This window comes from Pseudaeromonas pectinilytica (assembly GCF_054780855.1).
This window is the reverse complement of the sequence record NZ_BAAGVN010000311.1, coordinates 1-15,102: the sequence shown is the minus strand read 5'-3', so window position 1 is coordinate 15,102 and position 15,102 is coordinate 1. Positions and strand designations below refer to the sequence as shown.

14 protein-coding genes are annotated in these 15,102 nt (G+C 58.8%); 9 read left to right on the top strand and 5 right to left on the bottom strand.

What is annotated here, in order from left to right:
* Positions 1-54: 54 nt before the first annotated feature.
* Positions 55-771, top strand: a complete 717-nt coding sequence (locus tag ACYVG7_RS12895) for a lactonase family protein (protein WP_460883502.1) — start codon at positions 55-57, stop codon at positions 769-771.
* Between the two features lie 43 nt (positions 772-814).
* Here the strand turns inward: ACYVG7_RS12895 and norR are convergent, their stop codons facing one another.
* Positions 815-2,347 carry a nitric oxide reductase transcriptional regulator NorR gene (norR, locus tag ACYVG7_RS12890; protein ID WP_460883501.1) on the bottom strand — a complete coding sequence of 511 codons (1,533 nt, stop codon included), beginning with the start codon at positions 2,345-2,347 and terminating at the stop codon, positions 815-817.
* 172 nt (positions 2,348-2,519) lie between these two features.
* On the opposite strand from norR, the gene norV reads away from it, so the two are divergent.
* Genes norV through ACYVG7_RS12875 form a run of 3 tightly spaced genes read left to right on the top strand, consistent with a single transcriptional unit; the run spans position 2,520 to position 5,584 of the window.
* Positions 2,520-4,013, top strand: coding sequence for an anaerobic nitric oxide reductase flavorubredoxin (gene norV, locus ACYVG7_RS12885; protein ID WP_460883500.1), 1,494 nt, complete (start codon positions 2,520-2,522; stop codon positions 4,011-4,013).
* Complete coding sequence (norW, locus tag ACYVG7_RS12880) at positions 4,010-5,188, top strand: NADH:flavorubredoxin reductase NorW (protein WP_460883499.1); 1,179 nt, start codon at positions 4,010-4,012, stop codon at positions 5,186-5,188. Before norV ends, norW begins: the two co-directional genes overlap by 4 nt.
* A 51-nt stretch (positions 5,189-5,239) precedes the next feature.
* Entirely contained in the window at positions 5,240-5,584 is a 345-nt protein-coding gene (locus tag ACYVG7_RS12875; RefSeq protein ID WP_460883498.1) for a DUF1971 domain-containing protein, read from the top strand.
* A gap of 138 nt (positions 5,585-5,722) precedes the next feature.
* Here ACYVG7_RS12875 and ACYVG7_RS12870 read toward each other — a convergent pair whose 3' ends face one another.
* A complete protein-coding gene (locus tag ACYVG7_RS12870) occupies positions 5,723-6,499 on the bottom strand; it encodes a substrate-binding periplasmic protein (protein ID WP_460883497.1) in 777 nt (258 codons plus the stop codon).
* Between the two features lie 425 nt (positions 6,500-6,924).
* On the bottom strand, positions 6,925-7,773 hold the full coding sequence (locus ACYVG7_RS12865) for an SDR family oxidoreductase (RefSeq protein ID WP_460883496.1): 849 nt from the start codon (positions 7,771-7,773) through the stop codon (positions 6,925-6,927).
* 90 nt (positions 7,774-7,863) lie between these two features.
* Here ACYVG7_RS12865 and ACYVG7_RS12860 point away from each other — a divergent pair, with 90 nt between their 5' ends.
* The 4 genes from ACYVG7_RS12860 to ACYVG7_RS12845 all read left to right on the top strand — a co-directional run bounded on the left by ACYVG7_RS12860 (position 7,864) and on the right by ACYVG7_RS12845 (position 11,387).
* Positions 7,864-8,283, top strand: a complete 420-nt coding sequence (locus ACYVG7_RS12860) for a winged helix-turn-helix transcriptional regulator (protein ID WP_460883495.1) — start codon at positions 7,864-7,866, stop codon at positions 8,281-8,283.
* A gap of 133 nt (positions 8,284-8,416) precedes the next feature.
* Positions 8,417-8,881 (top strand): acyltransferase, encoded by a 465-nt coding sequence (locus tag ACYVG7_RS12855; protein ID WP_460883494.1) that lies wholly within the window; start codon positions 8,417-8,419, stop codon positions 8,879-8,881.
* A gap of 131 nt (positions 8,882-9,012) precedes the next feature.
* Positions 9,013-10,284, top strand: coding sequence for a ferredoxin reductase family protein (locus ACYVG7_RS12850; RefSeq protein WP_460883493.1), 1,272 nt, complete (start codon positions 9,013-9,015; stop codon positions 10,282-10,284).
* Positions 10,285-10,436: 152 nt separating this feature from the next.
* Positions 10,437-11,387, top strand: a complete 951-nt coding sequence (locus ACYVG7_RS12845; protein ID WP_460883492.1) for an autotransporter domain-containing protein — start codon at positions 10,437-10,439, stop codon at positions 11,385-11,387.
* A 98-nt stretch (positions 11,388-11,485) separates the two neighbouring features.
* Here the strand turns inward: ACYVG7_RS12845 and ACYVG7_RS12840 are convergent, their stop codons facing one another.
* Complete coding sequence (locus tag ACYVG7_RS12840; RefSeq protein ID WP_460883491.1) at positions 11,486-11,707, bottom strand: YgdI/YgdR family lipoprotein; 222 nt, start codon at positions 11,705-11,707, stop codon at positions 11,486-11,488.
* A 356-nt stretch (positions 11,708-12,063) separates the two neighbouring features.
* On the opposite strand from ACYVG7_RS12840, the gene ACYVG7_RS12835 reads away from it, so the two are divergent.
* On the top strand, positions 12,064-12,669 hold the full coding sequence (locus ACYVG7_RS12835; protein WP_460883490.1) for an outer membrane beta-barrel protein: 606 nt from the start codon (positions 12,064-12,066) through the stop codon (positions 12,667-12,669).
* 356 nt (positions 12,670-13,025) lie between these two features.
* Here the strand turns inward: ACYVG7_RS12835 and ACYVG7_RS12830 are convergent, their stop codons facing one another.
* Positions 13,026-14,858, bottom strand: a complete 1,833-nt coding sequence (locus tag ACYVG7_RS12830) for an SLC13 family permease (protein WP_460883489.1) — start codon at positions 14,856-14,858, stop codon at positions 13,026-13,028.
* Positions 14,859-15,102: the final 244 nt, after the last annotated feature.

The window sequence follows — 15,102 nt, the reverse complement described above, 5'->3', positions numbered from 1 at the left end:
TGGCGATTAATCAGATCGCACAAACGACGCCGAGTTCCCTTCTTTCCCGGATAAGTGATCTACATTTCGGAACGGTTATTTAGCGATCGACGACAACAGGCTTGTCATTCCCATTTTATTGCCACTATTCCGCACCAGGAAATAGCCTATGCCACTGACCTGGGTACGGATCAGGTATTACTCTATCGCTTTACCGAAGGCCTGCTGACTATTCAACCCCACTTATCCCTAAGCTGTGCCGCAGGCTCGGGTCCGCGGTTAATGCCCAGCAGTGCCGATGGCCGCTTTGCTTATTTGCTGTACGAGCTCAGCAATCATCTCGAGGTGCTGGAATATAGCGCCGCGGGATATATTTGCCGACAAAGTATCTCTGTGCTGGCTGATAATTCCGGCCATGGCATCCCTAGTGCGGCAGCCGACAAACTCAGTGCGGCAGCCGGCGAACTCGGTGCGGTAGCCAACGAAATCAGCGCCGCCGCCTGCCAAATCAGCCCGGATGGGCGTTATTTGCTGGTCTCGGTGCGGGGTGAAAATAGTCTGGTGGTCTTTCACATCGATGCGAAAAGCGGGCGGCTCACCCTGGCCCGGCGGCTGACCTGTGGTCATACCCCCCGGGATCTGCGGCTACGGGGCAGTCATATTCTAGTCGCCGCCCAGGGGAGCAATCAGTTAGAGAGTCATCCACTACCACCGGACGCGTGGCCCGACGCTGCCAAGCCTCCTCATCGCCTGGCGCTGCAAGCCCCGGTCGGCATATATACAGTCCCATAAGGTACCGGCAAGGCCATACCCCCCAACACCCTGGTGCGCAGGTTTACTCTTTAAGACCGAGCCGTCTGACCAGCCGGTGCAGGTTGCCGCTGTCCATCTGCAGAGCCCGGGCGGTAGCCGCCCAATTACCCTTCTCGGCGGCCAGCGTCTGCTCGATCAGCCGGATCTGGAACGCATCGGTGGCGGCCCGCAATCCCAGACCGGCCGCCATGGGGGCAGGAGCCTCCTCGGCGCCGGGGCGAGTGACGGCGGCTGCGGGTGCGGATGTTGCCAGATTGAAGTGGTGACAGCCCAGCGTCGGCGTCAGGCTACCTTGCTCGGCACGGGCCAGCACAGCCGCCCGGTGAATGGCATGCTCCAGCTCGCGGACATTGCCCGGCCAGTCGTAGCGCCCCAGCAGCTGCAGTGCCTGGGGCTGGATGCCGAGGCGCTCCAGACCCAGGCTGACCCGGCAGCGTTCGCAAAAATAGCCCGCCAGCAGGGGGATATCCTCCGGCCGCTCGCGCAGCGCCGGGGCGTGGATCGGAAACACGCTCAGCCGGTGGTAGAGATCGGCGCGAAATTGTCCCTCCACCACCGCCTGTTTCAGATCCCGGTTGGTGGCCGCCAGGATGCGTACATTCACCTTGAGCGGGGTGTCATCGCCGATTCTCTGCAGATCACCGTACTGCAACACCCGCAGCAGCTTGGCTTGCAACGGCAGCGACAACTCGCCGATCTCGTCGAGAAACAGGGTGCCCTTGTCGGCCAGCTCGAACTTGCCCGCCCGGTTGTGAATGGCACCGGTGAAGGCGCCCTTCACATGGCCGAACAGCTCGCTCTCGGCCACCGACTCCGGCAGAGCCGCGCAGTTGAGATAGACCAGCGGCGCTGCCGCCCGTGGCGAGCCCTGGTGCACCGCCTTGGCGATCAGCTCCTTGCCCACCCCGGTCTCGCCCAGGATCAGCACGTTGAGTTCCGAGCTGGCGACTACGGCGATTTCGTGACGCAGCTGGGCCATGGCCGGTGAGTGGCCGATCATCTCCGGCTGCCCGGGCCCGGCCTGGGTCGAGGGGGCCAGTGGCTCGCTGCTCTGGCGGGCGAGTCGCTCCAGCAGCAGGGCATTGCTGAGGGCGGCGGCCGCCAGCGCCCCCACCAGCCGCAACTCCTCATCGCTGATTCCGTCGAACTGGGTGGGGTTCATACCGTCTATGGTCAGGGCGCCAATCAGTGTCTGATCCGAAAACAGCGGCAGCCCGACGCAGGCATGGACCTTGAAGTCGCTGTGGTCCGGGATCAGGCCGTCATAGGGATCCGGCAAATGGCTATCGGCGGGGAAGCGCACCACATCCCCCGCCCGGGCGATCGCCTCCATGCGCGGATGATCCGCCAGCCGGAAGCGGCGGCCGAGCACATCCTGCATCAGACCATCGATGGCCAGTGGGATGAACTGCCCGCCCTCATAACGCAGCAGGGCCGAGGCGTCGGAGCACAACAGGCGGCGCACGCTCTGGATCAGACGGTGGAACCGGTCCTGATGGGAGATACCCAGTTGCAGGTCGAGGGCGATGCGCGCCAGGCTCTCGGTCGAAATCATGATGATTGTCCAAATGACAGTGCCTTTGTGATTTTGACTATAACCGTCGATTGTCATAACGACAATGATTGAATGGTGAATCCATTAAAAAACAATAAGTTATAAATTGGCACAACAACTGCACTAGTTGGTTCAGTCACCTATTCGCTATTGCATTCTGAGGAACCTATTCATGGCCATTCATGTCAAAAACAACATTCACTGGGTCGGGCAACGGGATTGGGAAGTCCGCGACTTTCATGGTACCGAGTACAAGACCCTGAAGGGCACCAGCTACAACAGCTATCTCATCCGCGAAGGCAAGAACGTGCTGATCGATACCGTGGATCACAAGTTCAGCCGCGAATTCGTGCAGAACCTGGCAGCCGAGATCGATCTGGCCAGCATCGATTATGTGGTGATCAACCACGCCGAAGAGGATCACGCCGGTGCCCTGACCGAGCTGATGGCCCGCATCCCGGGCACCCCCATCTACTGCACCCACAACGCCATCGACTCCATCACCGGCCACCATCACCATCCGGAGTGGAACTTCCACCCGGTCAAGACCGGCGACAGCCTGGATATCGGCAATGGCAAGCAGTTGGTGTTTATCGAGACGCCCATGCTGCACTGGCCCGACAGCATGATGACCTACATGACCGAGGATGCGGTGCTGTTCTCCAACGACACCTTCGGCCAACACTACTGCGACGAGCGACTGTTCAACGACGAGGTGGATCAAACCGAGTTAATGGAGCAGTGCCTGCGCTACTACGCCAATATCCTCACCCCGTTCAGCCCGCTGGTGACCGCCAAGATCAACGAGGTGTTGGGCTTTAACCTGCCGGTCAGTATGGTCGCCACCTCCCACGGCATCGTCTGGCGCGACAACCCGACCCAGATCATTCTCAAATACCTGGAGTGGGCCGAACAGTATCAGGAGGATCGCATCACCCTGTTCTACGACTCCATGTCCAACAACACCCGCATGATGGCCGATGCCATCGCCCAAGGGATCCACGAGGTGGACCCTGGCGTGGCGGTGAAGATTTTCAACGTCGCCCGTCATGACAAGAACGAGATCCTGACCCAGGTGTTCCGCTCCAAGGGGATACTGGTGGGCTCCTCGACCATGAATAACGTCATGATGCCCAAGGTGGCGGGTATGCTCGAGGAGATCACCGGCCTGAGGTTTCGCAACAAGCGCGCTGCGGCGTTCGGTAGCTACGGCTGGACCGGTGGCGCTGTGGACCGCATCCAGACCCGGCTGATGGATGCCGGCTTTGATATCAGCCTCTCCCTCAAGGCTAAGTGGCGTCCGGATGGCTCGGCGCTGGCCGAGTGCCGCGCCCATGGCCGTCAGCTCGCCCGACAGTGGGCCCTGCATCCGCTGGACGCGCCTAGTCCCGTATCTGCCCTATCCGCCCACGAGGCCACCGAGCTTACGCCGGCTGTGGCCGCCGCTACGCAGCCCTCCGTCGCAGCGACAGGCCCGGCGCTGGATGAGGATCAGAGCATGCTCTGCACCGTCTGCCAGTGGATCTACGATCCGGCACTCGGCGAGCCGGATCAGCTGGTGGCCGCGGGCACGCCCTGGGCCCAGGTACCGGAGAGCTTCCTCTGCCCCGGCTGCGGCATCGGCAAGGAGGTATTCGAACCCTGCGCCGTGGAGGCCTGTGTATGAGCAATTTGGAACTCTCAGCTAGCGGTGTGAACCGGGAGATCCTGGTGATCGGCAGTGGCTTCGCCGCCCAGCAACTCATCAAGAGCCTGCGCAAGCTGGATGCCCATCAGCCCATTCGCCTCATCACCGCCGACAGCGGGGATGAGTACAACAAGCCGGACTTGAGCCATGTGGTGAGCCGGGGCTGCAGCGCCGCCGCCATGACGCGCCAAAGCGGCAGCGAATTTGCCGAGCAGCAACGCATCACACTAGTACCGCACTGCCCTGTGCTGGGCATAGATCCCGCCCGCCGCACCGTGCTGACCGCACAAGGTGAATTCGCCTATGGCCAGCTGGTGCTGGCGACCGGCGCCAGTGCACTGCGCCCACCCATTCCGGGCGCGGAACAACTGGTGACCCTCAACAGCCAGCAGGAGTACGCAGCCGTCGAAGAACGGCTGCAGCACGCCCAGCGCATTCTGGTGTTGGGAGCAGGCCTTATCGGCTGCGAGTTGGCGATGGACATGGCAAGTAGTGGACGTCAGGTGACCCTGGTGGATCTGGCCAGCAGCCCGCTCAGCGCTCTGCTACCGGCCATGTTAAGCCACCCCCTGCACCAGGCGCTGCAAGCTCAGGGCGTGAAGCTGCAACTGGGCTTGGGGATCCGTGACATAGCCGCCCTCGACCCGCAGCAACCAGGCACGGGCTGCCGGGTGACCCTGAGTGACGGCCAAGTGAGCGAGCAGGATCTGGTGATTTCCGCCATCGGCCTCAAGCCCAATACCCAGTTGGCTCAAGCGGCCGGGCTAAGCGTCGGGCGCGGTATCCAGGTGGATGCGGGGTTGCGCAGCTCGGATCCACACATCTATGCCTTGGGCGATTGCGCCGAGTGGCAGGGACAGTTGCTGCCCTTTTTGCAACCTATCCTGCTGGGCGCCAATGCCCTGGCCAAGACACTGCTCGGCGCGCCCACGGCTCTGACCCTGCCGCCCATGTTGGTGAAGGTGAAGACGCCCCTCTACCCGCTGCAACTGGCAGGCCGCACCCGGGGCGAGGATCTGACCTGGCAGTGTCACTGGAATCAACAGGGATTGGTGGCCGAGGCGCGGGGAGAAAACGGCGAGCTGTGCGGCTTTGTGGTCGGGGGCGATCAGATGAGTGCCGCCTTCCCGCTGCTGCGCCAACTGCCCCGTTAAGTTGTTAGGTTGACAACGGCCGGCTGAACCGGCCATTTGAGGAGAATAACCATGTCCATGCACCTGATCCCGGCCCACTGGGTCGTCCGCCGCTCTACCCCTTTCTTTACCCGCGATAACGTGCCACCAGCCCTGCTCAGCCATCACAATACGGCGGCCGGGGTCTTCGGCCAGCTCTGCGTGATGGAGGGGAGTGTCACTTACTATGGTTTTGCCAACGAACAAGCTGAAGAGCCGGAGCTGGCCCTGGTGATCCGCGCCGGAGAGTTTGCCACCAGCCCGCCCCAGTACTGGCACCGGGTCGAACTCTCCGCAGATGCCCGTTTCAACATCCACTTCTGGGCCGAACAGGCACAATCGGATCAGCCGCTGTTCCACAGCCGTCAGCCATCATAACCAAAGGTGCGAGGGCGGGCTCCTGGGATCCGGGATACCGAGTACAGGGGATGCTGAGGGCGGATGATCCAGCCTTCGGCTTCCCGCGCCGAGCGACGCGAACGCAATGCTCGCTTATTGCGGTGTTCTGATGCCGAGTTAGGTCGCCGAATAGTCTTCCAGATGGTATTGGATCAGCCGCTCTATGGTGCCGTTACGGCGCAGCTCGCGTAATTTGCGATTAATCTGGGGCAGATACTGGATATATTTCGATTTCTTCGAGATCCCGATATGCAGGTATTCGGTATTGACCGGGTGCTTGAGTGGAATAATCCGCCCGGCGTATCCCTCTTTTTTGATATGTAATAGTCCGCTATATAAGCCGGTGACAAAAGCATCAATACGGTTAGCCTCCAGCTTCTTGATATTCAGGATGCTGGTCGGTACCTCTTCGACGCTGGCATATTTTTTCCGCCAGGCATCGAACTCCTGGCCCTGGCTTTCGCCCAGCACCTCACCAAAGCGGATGCCCTTCAAATCATCCCGAGTCTCGAAAGGAAAGGCCCGGGTATGCCAGACAAACACCGCCGTCGGAACCGCACTCAGTGGCTCCTCGGAAAAATCCATATATTCCAGGCGGTCATCGGTAATATAACCGCCGCACACAATATCCACCTCACCGAGTTCGATCTTGCGCAAGATCCGCTTCCAGGGACCAACATAGCGGGAGTTCACGTTAATCCCCAAATCGTGGAAGATGATGTTCACCACATCGATACCGACGCCGACGATTTCATCCCCCTGCCGCCACATAAAAGGCGCATATTCCTCATGGCCGCTGACGATGACCCCTTCCGCCGCAAAGGGACGAGTCGAGGCGAACAGGAGACCCAAGGTCACAGCGCAACCCACCATCTTGATGCAACGAGAAAGCATGCTATTCCTTTGGGTTCCGTCCCGGTTATTGGTTGTGAATCAAGTGCGGTGGCGTTTGGGCGAATAGCATGGGTGGCAGGGATGCCACCATCGAGTCGACAGGGATGTCTTCACGACGTGTCTGCGATCGCCCGAATTCCACACGGATGCCAGCTTTTGTCGATGCCAAAATCATTGCGACAGAGCCTTCCTTTACCCTGCTGCGACATCCTGTGCTACACCGAACAGTCAGTCTGCGGCCACGGGCGCTCGGTCACTTTTCTCCATATTTCCAGATACCTGCAGTTCTGTCATGCACTCCGTGTGTTCTGAATGATGAATTGTCGGCGCCTGCACAGAGCGTCCTGTCACCATCGCGGTTCAGTTCGATTCCGGCAATAAAAAGGCCTCGCCATAAGGCGAGGCCCAGCTCTGGATGACCGTAATCAGAATACGGCCGCGACCAGAGCCGCCAGCGACATGGTAGGGCGGCCCAGTAATTCACTCAGCTGATGGCTGTCATCAAACAGTGCGCCCTGACTGGCGCCAACATCGGAATCGGCGAGCAGGGCGGCCAGGCCTTCGGGCAAACCGGCACCCAGCAGAATGCTCTGGAACTCAGCCTGTGGCAGATCCTGATACGCAATAGTCCGGCCGGCATGACGGGAGAGCTCCGCCGCCAGCTCCGCCAGGGTATAGGCACTATCACCGGCCAATTCGTACACCAGCCCCGCCTGTTGCTCCCGGGTCAGAACGATGGCTGCAGCCTCAGCATAATCGGCCCGCGCCGCCGAAGCGATGCGGCCTTCACCGGCACTGCCCAGCAGCACGCCATGCTCCAGAGCACTGGGGATGCTGGCCAGATAATTTTCGGTGTACCAGCCATTGCGCAGCAGCACGACCGGCAATCCGGAATCCCGCAGCAAGGCTTCGGTCTGTTGATGTTCTGTCGCCAGACCGAGCGGGGAGCGATCGGCATGCAGCAAGCTGGTATAAGCCAGCAGTTTCACCTTGGCCTGCTGGGCGGCGGCAATTACGGCGGCGTGTTGCGCCACGCGCTGACCCACTTCACTGCTGGAGATCAGCAGTACCTTGTCGGCCCCCGCAAAGGCACGGAGCAGAGAATCCGGTTGGTTGTAGTCGGCCTGGCGTACCTGGACGCCCAATTGGGCCAGATCCGCCAGACGCTCCGGGTTCCGCACAGCAGCAACAATTTGCCCGGCGGGCATACGCGCCAGCAGGGAGTCGATCACCAGACGGCCCAGTTGGCCAGAAGCACCTGTCACGACGATCATGATCATTTTCCTTGGGGTTATGAACGCAGAGACCCTACAATAATCGCCTAACAAACTTTTTGTAAGTACGCACAAAAAGGTAAGTATGAAATGAATGATCATCCCGATATCGTCTCTCCTCCCGCGCAGTCGCTGACCGAATTGATGCAGCGCGGCGTGCTGTTTTCGGAAAAATGCCCCTCCCGCGAGGTGCTCAAGCATGTCACCAGTCGCTGGGGTGTGCTGGTGTTGGTGGCCCTGCGCGGCGGTACCCACAGATTCAGCGACTTGCGGCGCCTGATTGGCGGCGTCAGTGAGAAGATGCTGGCTCAGACCCTGCAGTGGCTGGAAGCGGATGGCTTTGTGCTGCGCATCGCCTACCCGGTGGTGCCGCCCCATGTGGAATACAGTCTCACCCCGCTCGGCACCGAAGTGGCCGCCCAGGTTGCCGGGCTCGCCGACTGGATCGAGGTGAACCTGCCACGGATCCTCAACGCCCGCAGCGACAGCCCGCCGCCGTCCGACGCATAACTGCAATCGAGGTTGCCCGACCCCGAACACGGGTAACCGGATCCTGGTACTGGATCGCGGCCGCAAGAACCAGGATCCGCCTATGGTATGCTCCCGAGACTCAAACTTGGGACCTAACAAGACAGGAGCATAGATGGCAGAGCCGACTTATCTGGATAGCGGGATCCGCGAGATGCAGTTTGGGCAAGGTGTAAAAATCGTCCGGCCGGTGAATCTGTATGGCAGCTATATCGATGATGAAGCCTTCATCGGACCCTTTGTGGAAATCCAGCGTCACGTCTCTATCGGCAAACGCAGCCGGATCCAGTCCCACACCTTTATCTGTGAATATGTCACCATCGGCGAGGATTGTTTCATTGGTCATGGCGTGATGTTTGCCAATGACCTGTTCCGCACTGGCGCACCCAATCCGGATCCGGACGCCTGGGGACGCACCCGGATTGCCGATCGGGTCACCATTGGCTCTCACGCCACCATACTGCCGGTGAACATCTGCTCCGGAGCCGTGATTGGCGCCGGTGCGGTCGTTACCCGGGATATCGAGATCCCCGGCACCTATGCCGGTAATCCAGCCCGCTTGATCCGCGTATTCGAGTAACACATCCACCAGCAATCCGAGCAACGCTTGAAAATCTACGGCGCCAGACACACTTGGTCACCCTTTCGGCAGACTTCTGACACACCCGGCGACTAGGCTCAGGGTATCTGCAAGCCACCTCGAGATATCCTATGCGTTACCTGATTGGACTACTAACCCTCAGCCTGCTGTGTTGGGGGTTGAGTCTGCCTGCCGATGCCCTGAGCCAAGGCTTTTTCTTCTGGCGCGGCCAAGGCATCCAGCTCAGCGGCCTGCTGGCCATCGGACTGATGAGCGCGCTACTGCTGATGGCCAGTCGTCCTCGCTGGCTGGAACAGCGGCTGGGCGGGCTGGATAAGCTCTACCAGCTGCACAAGTGGAGTGGCATCAGCAGCGGTGTTCTGGTGCTGATGCACTGGGTTCTGAGCAAGTCGCCACGCTGGCTGATCCAGCTCGGTTGGCTGGAGCCAGGAGCCCCACGAGCCCATATGGCCGATGCCTGGCGAGGTCTGGCTCGGGAAGCCGGTGAACTGGCGTTTTATGGCCTGATCCTGCTGCTGATTGTCAGCCTGATCCGTGCCCTGCCCTATGGGCGCTTTCGTGTGATCCACAAAGCCGGTGCCGTGCTGACGCTGCTGGCCTGTTTCCATAGTCTCTATCTACTGACACCGGCGCTACGCTGGACATCGTTCGGTATTCTGACACAGCTACTCTGTCTGGTGGCTGCGGGGGCCGCGCTGTGGAGCCTGAGTGGCCGCATCGGGCGAGCACAACAAGTCATCGGGGAAGTGCTGACGATCCAGCCTCTGACACCCCAGGTGCTGCAGTTGGCGATCCGGCTTCCGGCCGCCTTTTGTCAACGCTATCGTGCCGGGCAGTTTGCCTTGCTAACCCTGCATCCGGACGAGGGCGCTCACCCCTTCACCCTGGTGCATCTTGACGTCCAAACCGGCATCGCCACCTTTGCCATCAAGGCGCTGGGCGACTACACCCGAACACTGGTCGACCGCTTGCATCCGGGTGACAGTGCCCGGGTCGAAGGACCATTTGGCGGTTTCACCCTGCCTGCGGTCAGCTCGCAGACTCACTACTGGATTGCGGGTGGCATCGGCATCACGCCCTTCGTCGCCTGGCTGGAAGATCTCGCCCGGCGTGGAGAACAAAGACCCGGTACCCGACTCATCTATTGTGTCGAGCGCCACAGCGATCTGCTCTACCAGCAGCGATTAACCCAGTTGACTGCCGCATGCGCCATTTCCCTGACCATTCTGGAACGAGATCGGGATGGTCTGCTGGATGCCAGTCAACTGTTTGCTAAGGATCCGGGACCCTGCTGGTTCTGTGGTCCGGAAGGAATGCGGGAGATGCTGCTGCAGTACCTGCCTCGACAACAACTGCATTACGAGCAGTTTGAGTTTCGCTAGCCCAGCGCGCTTAACCCATGCAATCACCTGGTTACCCGAGCATGACTGCTTAAGGACTCAAATTTGCGTTTTATGGCGCGAAGAGGTGGACTTGCCACCGGCTCTGCACGATACACTGAACAGGTAGGATCAATTGCAGAAGGGAGCTCGGCATGGAACAAGCCAGACAGCATGATCGACGGTGGCTTCTCGGGCTGGCGATGGCGTGCATGGCCCAGGGAGCACTCGCCGGAGATTCGCTATTGCAGCAGCAGGTCAATGCCGCCCTGTCGTTAATGACCTTTACCGTCACCCCCGATGTCACCGCCAGCAACCTGAGCATCAATGACAATAGTAGTGACGGCAGCAGTGGCACGAGTGAACTGCTGATGACCCAGTTAGGCGGCGGAGCCACCCTGGATGACGAGGTACCTATCTATCTGGAAGGTAACCTCGGCCTCAGTCGCTACGATCCACAGTTTGTTATCAGCAACGGTGAAGAGAGCAAAACCTTCCCTGCCAAGTGGAATACGGTCTCCGTCTCAGGCGGTGTGGGTTGGGATTTCGAGCTGAGTGAGCGCTGGGTCATTCGGCCAATTGCCAATCTGTCGCTGGGCACGGTCGCCAGTGATCTGCGGATTGCCGACTGGGTGCTGGACCATAAAGCCGCCAAGGAAACCGAGTTTCTGGAGCACGGTCGCCTCAATGCCTTTGGTCTAGGCGGCTCCTTGATGCTGGATTACGAGCTGTTTTCGCCGCAGCACGATATCGATGCCGAGATCCGCTACTCCTATATCCATCTGCAGAGCTTTGGCGATACCAGCGAGGTGGTGCAAGGTCAGGCCGATGCCGAGAATCTCAGTCTGTATCTACGCCGTCGGGCGCCGACTGGTCTGATGCTGTTATCCAAGCCCCTGCGCTATGTGCTGGAAGGGGCGCGCACCGAGTATTTCGGTGATCAGCGCGGCATGCTGGGATTTGATGCCCTCAACTCGCTCGGTGCCGGTTTCGAAGTCGACAGTAGCCAGTACGACATCATCATTTCTCGCACCCGTCTGGTGGGGCGCTATATGTTTGGCGAGAACACGGCCGGTTATTCCGTGGGTCTGGCGGTCAGCTTCTAACTGTTTTCCCCCAGCAACAACAAGGCCCCACAGCAACACGGGGCCTTTGGCAACCATCCCATCAACCGGCGATGGGCATTGCAGGGCAGCAAACCGACTCAACGTTCCAGGATCTGCACCACATCATCTTTTTTAATCATGGTTTCGCGTCCTTCCTCGTCGTCATAGATATACATGCCGGTTGTTTCATCCAGCTTCGGCTTGCTATCCGTTGTTAACATGCGGCCATCTTTGGTACCAATGACATACTGCGAACTACAGGCCACCAAGCCCATCACGCAGAACACAGTCACCGCGATCATCGTCAGAAATCGTTTCATGGTTTACTCCTTGGACAAACATGGATCATTTCAAGCCCCGAGCTGTCTTCTGATGTTGTCCGTAGCCATGTCACGACATTTCAGGAGACACAGGCAGAGCTTAGTTCAAAATTCGAGCAGCCCCATAATACGCCCCACTGTCGCTGAATATTCTCCGCAGCCATGATGAGCCACCCCAGCATCGTGCGCAGTTTTGCCTGCAGGAGATGAATCGGGAGCTCGAACGCCAGAAATATGGCCCCAAATAGCGATGGATAAGAAAGAGAGAAGGGACACATTTTAGTCCCGGCTCCGATGACATAACGGCAACGAACGATTAGCCTGTAACCAGGATGACCAACGAAGGGATGAACAGGATGAAACTCAACAAACTCGCGCTCTGGCTGCCACTGGCACTACTTCCCGTCTCGCTAGCTTGGGGTGAGGGCTCGGCGCCCGTCGATAACAGCCCGAAATGGCAGGTAACACCCTTCATTGGCTACAGCTCCAGCCTGGATTTTGATAGCAGTGACGAGACAACCAACCTCTCCGCTAAGGAAAATCAGAACTGGGGACTGTTTATCAGTAAAGAAACCCCGGATCCCGGAATGATGGAGCTGATCTACAGCCATGAGAGTACCGATTTATCCCCCGAGCAATCTGATCGCCTGAGCATTGATTATCTGCACTTCGCCGGTGCTCTGACGCTGGCCGACGGGGTTCGCCCCTACGTCGGTGCCGGCATCGGTTTTACCCGCCTCGCCGCCTATGACAGCACCACCCGACCGTCACTTGCTCTGGCCTTGGGCGTGCAACCCCGGCTGAGCGACAGCATAGCCCTGCGTGCCGAAGTGCGTGGCTATGGCACTTTTATCAACGATGACAGCGTCTTTATCTGCAATCCGACCCTGTGCAACCTCAAAGTCCAGGGCGAGATGCTGACCCAGATCCAGGCCAATATCGGCATCACGGCCCGCTTCTAGCCCCGCTATTTCCCGCACGGCAACAAACAAAAGGCCTCATCCTTGGATGAGGCCTTTTGGTCTAGCCGATAGCGCCTGGCTCTGGGCCCGCGAGTAAAACAATGGCCAGTGACCCGATTCATCTAATGTGTCGAGCTCCATAGCGACCTGCTGCACCACCAGCGGTTGACGCTACTGACCACAATCTACACCATTTCGCTGGCAATTTTGGAGCGTGATCGGCATGGCCTGTAGGATGCAAGTCAACTCTTCGAGGGTGAAAAAGGTCAGTGCTGGTTTTGTGGCCCAGCAGCGATACGCAACATGCCGCTACAGTATCTGCCCCATCAGAAAATGCATTACGAGCGCTTTAGGGATCAGAACGGAAACAGCAACGGTACCACGGCTACGGTTAGCACCAAGACTAGCAGGGTAAAGGGCACCCCGAGACGCACGAAATCGCTGAACTGGTAGCCACCAGGATGCAACACTAGGGTGTTGACCGGAGAGGAGACCGGCGTCATGAAGGCTGCCGAAGCAGCGATGGCCACAGTCACGACCAGAGGATAGGGAGAAACCGCCATCTGCTGTGCCAGCGCCACCGCAATCGGCGCCATCAGCAGGGCAGTTGCCGTATTAGAGATAAACAATCCAATGACAGCACAGACCACAAACAGCACCAGCAGCATGACGTGGGGGGCAAACCCCTCAAGACCGGAGGCCATGGCATCAACGAGCAGAGAAAGCCCCCCGCTCTTCTGCAAGGCAGTGGCAAACGGCATAACCCCGACGATCAACAGCAGGGTTGGCCACTGAATGCTGCTATAGGCACTCGGCATATCGATACAGCGGAACAGACCCAGCAACAGGCAGGTGATCAATGCGGCAATGACATGCGGCATCCAACCGGCGATCATCATCACCACCATCAAGCCGACGCAGAAAAGGGCATAGGGCGCCTGGCTATGGGCCGGCGCCATCTCATCGACCTCGGCAGGCAGATCGAACAGCAAAAAGTCTTGTTTGTAGTGCTGCAACTGACGGATCTGTTTCCAATCACCGATGACTAATAAGGTATCGGAGAGCTGCAAAAGTTCATCGGTCAAGCAGCCCGACATTGGTGCCCCCTGACGCCTAACCCCGACGATGTTCAAACCATAGTGGGTGCGAAACTCCACCTCGCGCACACTCTTGCCAATCAGCCGCGAATCGGGGATCAACGAAACCTCCGCCATGCCGATAGTGCGCGCATGCTGGGAAAAGTATTCCCCCCGCAACACCAGAGGTTGCAAACCTTCGATCTGACACAGATGGCGCACCGCCTCTGCTGGGGCCGCCATATCGATCAGCAACACATCGCCGGCCTTGAACTCGCTCAAGGTCGATACCCCGACGAACACTCGGTGAAAGTTATGGATACGCTCCACACCAATGACATTGGCGCCATAGCGAGCTCGAAGCTGCAATTCATTCAACGTCTTACCAATCAGCGGCGAATCAGGTTTGATTTGCAGACGGCGTGCGCGCCCCGCTAACTCATATTGACGGATTAGATCCTGGATCTTGCGTCGGCCTTGACGATCGTAGCGTTTATCCTGCTTCGCGCTGAGAAACCGAGGCGCCACCAATCGCATATAGACAATACTCACCCCCAGGATGAGTAACCCTATAGGGGTCACAGAAAAAAAATCGAGCCCGGGTAAGCCATGTCGTTCTAGTTCACTGCTAACAATCAAATTCGGCGGCGTAGCCACCAAGGTCATCATGCCACTGATGAGGCCGGCAAAACTCAACGGCATCATGATGCGACCAGGCGGAATATGCATACGATGCGCGATGCTCAGGGCGACCGGGATGAAGATGGCAACGACGCCTGTCGAACTCATCACAGATCCGAGTCCGGCAACCGCCAGCATCAGCAAGGTGGTCATCCGGGTTTCACTCTGATTGGCGGCTCGGAGCAACCAGTCGCCAACCGAATAGGCAACACCAGTCCGCACGAGCCCCTCACCGACAACAAACAGTGCGGCGATCAAAATGACGTTCGGATCACTAAAGCCCACAAGGGCCTCCGGTAAGGTCAACAAGCCGCTGAGTACAAAAAACACCACCAATAGCAAAGCAGTGACATCCATGCGCACTCGGCCGGTCGCAAACAGGACCACCGCAACGAGTAACAGACCGATCACTTGGAACAATTCCCAAGACATACTCCACCCTCCTTCAGGCTTTGAGGATTACCATGACCCAAGAAGGAACCCCCATCGGCGAGTCGAACATAGCCTGCTGACTGGCACCGGCGTTGTTGCTCAAATCAGGGAACTATCCCGCAGTTTGGTGATCTGATCTCTTAGGTTCACCACCGGGAGCTCCAGATGGGCAAGTCCAAGCACAAGATCAGCAACTGGAAACAGTACAACCAAGCCTTGGTGCAACGTGGTTCGTTGACCGTCT

Coding starts and splice junctions, on each gene's coding strand:
- ACYVG7_RS12875 (WP_460883498.1), top strand. CDS start 5,240: ATGTCCATGCACCTGATCCCGGCCCACTGGGTCGTCCGCCGCTCTACC.
- ACYVG7_RS12830 (WP_460883489.1), bottom strand. CDS start 14,858: ATGTCTTGGGAATTGTTCCAAGTGATCGGTCTGTTACTCGTTGCGGTG.
- ACYVG7_RS12835 (WP_460883490.1), top strand. CDS start 12,064: ATGAAACTCAACAAACTCGCGCTCTGGCTGCCACTGGCACTACTTCCC.
- norR (WP_460883501.1), bottom strand. CDS start 2,347: ATGATTTCGACCGAGAGCCTGGCGCGCATCGCCCTCGACCTGCAACTG.
- ACYVG7_RS12870 (WP_460883497.1), bottom strand. CDS start 6,499: ATGCTTTCTCGTTGCATCAAGATGGTGGGTTGCGCTGTGACCTTGGGT.
- ACYVG7_RS12860 (WP_460883495.1), top strand. CDS start 7,864: ATGAATGATCATCCCGATATCGTCTCTCCTCCCGCGCAGTCGCTGACC.
- ACYVG7_RS12855 (WP_460883494.1), top strand. CDS start 8,417: ATGGCAGAGCCGACTTATCTGGATAGCGGGATCCGCGAGATGCAGTTT.
- norW (WP_460883499.1), top strand. CDS start 4,010: ATGAGCAATTTGGAACTCTCAGCTAGCGGTGTGAACCGGGAGATCCTG.
- ACYVG7_RS12850 (WP_460883493.1), top strand. CDS start 9,013: ATGCGTTACCTGATTGGACTACTAACCCTCAGCCTGCTGTGTTGGGGG.
- ACYVG7_RS12845 (WP_460883492.1), top strand. CDS start 10,437: ATGGAACAAGCCAGACAGCATGATCGACGGTGGCTTCTCGGGCTGGCG.
- ACYVG7_RS12840 (WP_460883491.1), bottom strand. CDS start 11,707: ATGAAACGATTTCTGACGATGATCGCGGTGACTGTGTTCTGCGTGATG.
- norV (WP_460883500.1), top strand. CDS start 2,520: ATGGCCATTCATGTCAAAAACAACATTCACTGGGTCGGGCAACGGGAT.
- ACYVG7_RS12865 (WP_460883496.1), bottom strand. CDS start 7,773: ATGATCGTCGTGACAGGTGCTTCTGGCCAACTGGGCCGTCTGGTGATC.